This window comes from Terribium retamae, assembly GCF_022347545.1.
Taxonomy (GTDB): Bacteria; Pseudomonadota; Alphaproteobacteria; order Rhizobiales; family Rhizobiaceae; genus Mesorhizobium; species Mesorhizobium retamae.
In genome coordinates this window covers 1-5,830 of record NZ_JAKREW010000094.1, presented here as the reverse complement: position 1 = coordinate 5,830, position 5,830 = coordinate 1, and the positions used below count along the sequence as shown (strand labels likewise).

6 protein-coding genes and 1 pseudogene are annotated in these 5,830 nt (G+C 64.2%); all 7 read left to right on the top strand.

Annotation, left to right across the window (positions count from 1 at the left end; genetic code table 11):
* Positions 1-597: pseudogene (locus tag L4923_RS30460) on the top strand (hypothetical protein); the annotation flags it as partial.
* Positions 598-786: 189 nt separating this feature from the next.
* Positions 787-1,074 carry a hypothetical protein gene (locus L4923_RS30455; RefSeq protein ID WP_239370835.1) on the top strand — a complete coding sequence of 96 codons (288 nt, stop codon included), beginning with the start codon at positions 787-789 and terminating at the stop codon, positions 1,072-1,074.
* Positions 1,071-2,132 (top strand): HMG-box domain-containing protein, encoded by a 1,062-nt coding sequence (locus L4923_RS30450; protein ID WP_239370834.1) that lies wholly within the window; start codon positions 1,071-1,073, stop codon positions 2,130-2,132. The genes L4923_RS30455 and L4923_RS30450 overlap by 4 nt, the downstream gene beginning before the upstream one ends.
* 5 nt (positions 2,133-2,137) lie before the next feature.
* Complete coding sequence (locus tag L4923_RS30445; protein WP_239370833.1) at positions 2,138-3,103, top strand: phage major capsid protein; 966 nt, start codon at positions 2,138-2,140, stop codon at positions 3,101-3,103.
* Positions 3,104-3,284: 181 nt separating this feature from the next.
* Complete coding sequence (locus L4923_RS30440; RefSeq protein ID WP_239370832.1) at positions 3,285-3,554, top strand: hypothetical protein; 270 nt, start codon at positions 3,285-3,287, stop codon at positions 3,552-3,554.
* A gap of 645 nt (positions 3,555-4,199) precedes the next feature.
* Positions 4,200-4,970 carry a hypothetical protein gene (locus L4923_RS30435; RefSeq protein ID WP_239370831.1) on the top strand — a complete coding sequence of 257 codons (771 nt, stop codon included), beginning with the start codon at positions 4,200-4,202 and terminating at the stop codon, positions 4,968-4,970.
* A 2-nt stretch (positions 4,971-4,972) separates the two neighbouring features.
* Positions 4,973-5,677, top strand: coding sequence for a phage adaptor protein (locus tag L4923_RS30430; protein WP_239370830.1), 705 nt, complete (start codon positions 4,973-4,975; stop codon positions 5,675-5,677).
* The last annotated feature ends 153 nt before the right edge of the window (positions 5,678-5,830 follow it).

Below are 5,830 nucleotides of genomic sequence, written 5' to 3'. Positions count from 1 at the left end.
CAGCAGGCGGCGGCGCAGGCGGCCAGCCACGCGGAAGCGGCGCGGCAGAAGAAGCTGCAGCATCTCGCGGCGCTCAACGCCCTGATGCATGAGCGCGTCACCGCCGGCTACCGCATCGATGTCGAGACCGACAGCACGGTGCGCGCCGACGTCTCGCGCAAGAAGCAGGAAGCGACCGAGTTCATGACCGCCTCCAGCGCCTTCTTCGGGGCGGTCGGCCCGCTGGTGCAGCAGGGCGTGATGCCGGCCAATGCGGCGATCACCATCTATGGATCCTTCGCCCGGCTGTTCAACCTCGGCAAGGCGATCGAAGACGTGCTGGACGATCTGATCGCCAAGGTGCAGCAGGGCGGCGGCGTGCCGCAGCAGCCAGACGGCCAGGCCGATGCCGCGGCGGTCGAACAGCAACGGAAGCAGCAGGCCGCCCAGCTCGACCAGCAGATCAAGGTGCAGAACGCCGAGCTGGAACGGCAGATCAAGCGCGAGAACGCTTCGCTGGATCTGCAGATCAAGAACGCAGAACTGCAGATCAAGACCAGCCAGCTCAGCGCGGTGCAGCGGCAGTTGCAAATGCAGCAGCTGGGGGTGACGGGGTAGGTTGGGTGTTCTCGGGTTTGACGTCTTGAAGAACCCTCAACCTTAAGAAGACCCCCACCCCTAACCCCTCCCCTCAAGGGGGAGGGAGAGCTGCCGCATGCCAAGTCCCCTCCCCCTTGAGGGGAGGGGTTAGGGGTGGGGGTATGCGGCGCGTGACGCATCAATCCAGGTCATCCAAGAGGTTCAACCGTGACACGATACGTCTTTCGCGACGGTCGCTTTCGTGACCGCGAGACCGGTGCGCCGATGCTCGTTCCAGCCGGCCCGCTGGCGATGCCCAGCATCACCAGGCCGATGCCGGAATATGCCAGCCCGATCAACGGTCGGATGATCACCACCCGCCATGAGCGCCGCGAGGACATGAAGCGCAACAACTGCGTGGAAGCCGGCGACATGCCTTCTCCCACCGGCGGGAAAATCAGGAACAAGGCCTTCGCCGCCAAGCGGGGTCTCACAGTCAGCGAGGACTACAGATGACGACAGTGAATGGCGAAGCCCAGGGATTTGCGAGCTCCGCAGGTTCGGACGTTGCGGATCTTGGCGCTGCGTCGGCGGCGAGTGTCAATGACGATGCCGCGCTCGGCGCAGTGTGGGATCAGAACGCGCGCGACAGCGACAATGGCAGCGGCGATCCTGCCGATGGCGGCCGCCAGAGTTCCTCGCCGGCCTCTCCGCCGGCCAAGGATTCCCCACTGGAAGGTGAGGGAACGGGAGGGGCGGCCGAGGTTTCCTCGCCCTCGGCCGTGCCCCTCCCGGCCAATTGGCGCGGCATGGAAGGCGAATGGGGCAAGATCCCGGCCGAAGTGCAGGCCAGGATCGCCCAGCGCGACGCCGAGCTGCACACCCGCATGTCGGAACAGGGCCGGCAGATCAGCGGCTTTCGCCACTACAACGAGATCTTCGAACGCAATGCCGACCTTCTGGCCGGGCGGACCATGCCCGATGGTTCGGCGCCGTCGATGGCCGATGCGGTCGACTTCCTGTTCAGCGCCCAGCGCCGGCTGGACGAGAACCCGATCGCCAGCCTGATCGACATTGCCGACCGCTATGGCGTGCGCCAGCACCTGGCTGCGGCGCTGAGCGGCCAGATCGACATCCCCGCCGACCCGCAACCGCCCGCCATGACGCCGGCGGACATTGCCTGGGTGATACGGGAAATCCAGCAGGAAGACGCCATGGCGCGTTCCGCCAACGAGGAAGTGAGCCGCCTGGCCAAGGACAAGCCGCTCTATTCCGAGCTCGCCGAAGACGACATGGTGCATGCGATCCATAAGGCACGTGCCAGGCTTGGCGACACCGCTTCCCACGAAGCCGTGTTCGACCTTGCCTATGACATGGCCGTGAATGCCGACCCGGACCTTAGGGTCAAGGCAGCCGCCGCCGCTAGGGCCGCCGCTGCAGACCCGAGGAGAATGGCCGACGCACGCCGCGCGGCTGCCGTCAACGTGACCTCTACCTCCACCGGCCAGTCCCGGCAGTTCTCGGAAGACGAACTGCTCGGCCAGGCCTATGACGAAGCACAGAACTCAAGGTGATCAAGATGGCAGGACCATCCACTGTGTTCACGCAGATGGTTTCGACAACGCTGCGTAACGCCGCAACCGAGGTTGCGGACAATGTGAGCAAGAACAACGCCTTGCTCGCCCGCCTCAAGAAGAAGGGCAACATCCGCAATCTCGACGGCGGCACCGAAATCCAGGTTCCGCTCGAATATGGCGAAAACGGCACCTACCAGCGCTATGGCGGGTACGAGACGTTGAACACCAACGCCTCGGACGTGGTGACGTCGGCGAAATACGACTGGGCGCAGATCGCGCTGCATGTCGTGTCGAGCGGGCGGGAGCTGCGCCAGAACTCCGGCAAGTCGGCGATGATCAACCTGGTGAAGACCAAGAAGAAGAACGCCCTGCACACGGCGGCGAACAACTTCTCGATCGATCTCTATTCGGACGGCTCGCTGCCGAACCAGATCGCCGGTCTCGCCAACATCATCCAGTCGAACGGCCAGGGCACGGTCGGCGGCATCGACTCGGCGCTGTGGCCATTCTGGCGCAACAAGTTCCGCGAGATCCCCGGCACGGACGCCTATACCAAGGACACGATCCTCGGTGAAATGAACCGGCTGTGGATGGCGCTGACGCGCGGCACCGACACGCCGGACCTGATCACGTTCAGCCACGACCTGTTCTCTGTCTATGAAGCGTCGCAGCAGCAGTTCCAGCGCTATCAGGATGCCGATCTCGCCCAGACCGGCTTCCTGTCCTACAAGTACAAGACCGCCGACGTGATCTTCGACGACAACACCAACTTCGCCACCAATGCGGAGCGGGCCAACTTCCTCAACACCGACTACCTCTACATCTTCCAGCACAAGGAAGCGCAGTGGTCGCAGGACGAGGAGAAGAAACCCGTCAACCAGGACGCCGTGGTCATCCCCTACTACTGGATGGGCAATGTCGCCTGCTCGAACCGCTCGCTGCAGGGCGTGCTGCTCGATGTGAGTTAGTTCCCTCAAACGCCGGGCGCGGCCCATCCGGGCCGCTTGGCTTCCGCGCCAACGGGCGCGGCGCGCGGTCGCGCACTCCAACGGTCGAATGACCGTTGGTTCAACAGCATGACTCCGAAGGAAGCGCAGCAAAAAGCTGCAGACCTTCGGGAAAGATCATACGAGAAACAAGGAGAACGATATGGTTCATTCCGTTACCCCGATCGTCGGTCTGCGGATCGGCGAAGTGATCAAGGCGGGCGAGGATGCCGTGGCGCTGGGCACGGTCGTGACTGGCAATGACGGCCACGATTACATCCTGGCCAAGGCTGCGGACGCGGTCGCCGATGCGGCGACCGTGATCCTGACCGAGCCCGCGATGACGGTTGCCACCGGCGCCGGCGCCTGGACCAACACCAATGCGGCGCTCGTGACGGGCGATCGCGCCTGGTTCAAGAAGACGGCGATCTAGGGATAATGTGGTTCACTTAAGGCTTCTTTGCTGTCTCGGGATCGACTGAGAACAGCTGTCGCCCTCAAGTGAATCATTTTGTTGCCGGCATCGATTTGGTGCGTCCTTCGAGGCTCGCCCATCTGACTCTGTTGCCATGATTCCAATGTTCTGCGGGCTCGCTCCTCAGGATGAGGAACCGTTGCATAGCCACACCCAAGTTCCGAGACGTTTCGGAATTCTCGTCCGAACAGCACAACGACCCTCATCCTGAGGCGCTCGCGAAGCGAGCCTCGAAGGACGCACCACCGGCAAAGCGCGGCGCACGGTCGTGCTTGCGGTGTCGCCGCTTCACAGTTCGCTTTGCCCCTGCCGACCCATCGCCCCCAAGCTGGGCACGGTATTCGGGGCACGAAGGCCCCCTCTCCGTCTCGGGCTTCGCCCGATCCACCTCTCCCCGCCTTCGGCAGGGCGAGGAACCGCAGCTCCAGCGGTGACGCTTTTCCAGCTTGGGTTCCTCGCCCCCATGAAATGGGGGAGAGGTGGCGCGTCCGCAGGACGCGACGGAGAGGGGGAGTGGCGCAACGCAACACCCTCCAGGCACCACACCAACGAGGCGGACCTTGAGCCCACCTGCCCTTTTACTCACCTTCCAAGGAGGCCACCATGGCTGAGAACGACAAGCCGGTCATTCGACTGATCGGTTTCAGGACGACATACGAAAAACTGCCCGTGCGCAGCACCGATCCGCTGAAGGACAAGGCCGACCCGCAGGGCTTCCTGTTGAACGAAGCCGGCAAGCGCATCATCGAGCCGCAGGAGGTGGACTGGGCGATCTATGCGCCGGGCCACAGCCCGCTCGGCACGCATACGGTGGAGCGCGTCAAGCATCTCATACCCGACCCCGAGCGCCATGGCGACGATCTCGACGGCACCAAGCTCGCCTTCATGACGGCGCGCTGGGAGAAGATCAAGCCGGCCTACGAAGCCTGGAAGGCGGGCAAGGAGTTGCCTGCCTCCGGCACGCCGCTGACGGCCTGGCCGGCGCTCAACGAGGAGCAGGTCAGGATCTTCCGGCAGGTCGGCATCCAGTCGGTCGAAGAGATCCGCGACCTGGCCGAAACGCAGATCGGGCGCGTTCCGCTGCCCAGCATGCGCGACCTTATCAAGCAGGCCGGCGTCTTCCTGGGCAATCTCGACAGTTCGGCCGCGGCCGAGCGCGAGGCCAAGAAGGACGAGGAAATCAGCGACCTGAAGGAACGCCTGGTGGAGCTGGAAAAGCTGCTGGACAGCCGCACGAAACCGGCAGCGACGGCCGAACCGCCGGCAAGCGAGGAACTGGCCAGCCTGCGCGCCGAACTCGACGCCAAGGGCATCGCCTATGACAGGCGCTGGGCAGCGCCGAAGCTGCGCGCGGCCCTCGCCGAGGCTGCCTGACCATGGCGATCGGCGATGTTCTGAGACAGGTCTGCGTGGCGGTGGGCGAGGCCATACCGCCCGCCTTCTTCTCCACGGCTGCAGGCACTTCCAGGACGTGGCAGCAGCTGCAGTTGCTGGCCAACGAAGCCGCCAGCATGATCGCCGGCGGCTTCGACTGGCAGGTGCTGCGCAAGGTCGCCGAAATCAACGGCGACGGCACAGCCGAGGGCTTCGATTTGCCGGCGAACTTCTCGCGCATGCTGAAGAGAGCCAGCCTGTGGTCTTCGCGCCATCGCTGGGACATGACCCATATCGTCGACAGCGACGACTGGCTGTCATTCGAGTTCACGACGATCGCGCCGCTCTATGGCGCATGGACCATGCATGGAGGGCAGATACACATCCAGCCGGTGATGGCGACGGGCGAAAAGGCCAAGTTCTTCTACATCTCGAAACAGATCGTGCGGGCGGCCGACGGCACGCTGAAGACCGCCTTCACCGCGGACGAAGACATTTTCCTGCTCGACGAACGCCTGCTGCGGCTGGCCATCGTCTATCTGTGGAAACAGCTGCAGGCGCAGGATTTCGCCGCGGAACTCGCCGACTACGAAATCGCCTTCGACCAGGCGTGTGACAGCGACGGCGGCTCGAAACCGGTGCTGTCGGGGAATGTGGCAGGCGGTCTGCATGGCGTTGTCGTGTGGCCGGGCACGGTGACGGGGTAGCATGCGAGCTCAGGCTGCGTTTGGGCCGTCGCATAGCCGGTCAGCCCACCCCTCATTTCAGGAATACCCCCACCCCTAACCCCTCCCCTCAAGGGGGAGGGGAAGCTGCCGCGAGCCCAAGTCCCCCTCCCCCTTGAGGGGAGGGGTTAGGGG

Bases quoted from the DNA above. Each gene is read 5' to 3' on its own strand.
- L4923_RS30450 (WP_239370834.1), top strand. From the start codon at position 1,071: ATGACGACAGTGAATGGCGAAGCCCAGGGATTTGCGAGCTCCGCAGGT.
- L4923_RS30445 (WP_239370833.1), top strand. From the start codon at position 2,138: ATGGCAGGACCATCCACTGTGTTCACGCAGATGGTTTCGACAACGCTG.
- L4923_RS30440 (WP_239370832.1), top strand. From the start codon at position 3,285: ATGGTTCATTCCGTTACCCCGATCGTCGGTCTGCGGATCGGCGAAGTG.
- L4923_RS30435 (WP_239370831.1), top strand. From the start codon at position 4,200: ATGGCTGAGAACGACAAGCCGGTCATTCGACTGATCGGTTTCAGGACG.
- L4923_RS30430 (WP_239370830.1), top strand. From the start codon at position 4,973: ATGGCGATCGGCGATGTTCTGAGACAGGTCTGCGTGGCGGTGGGCGAG.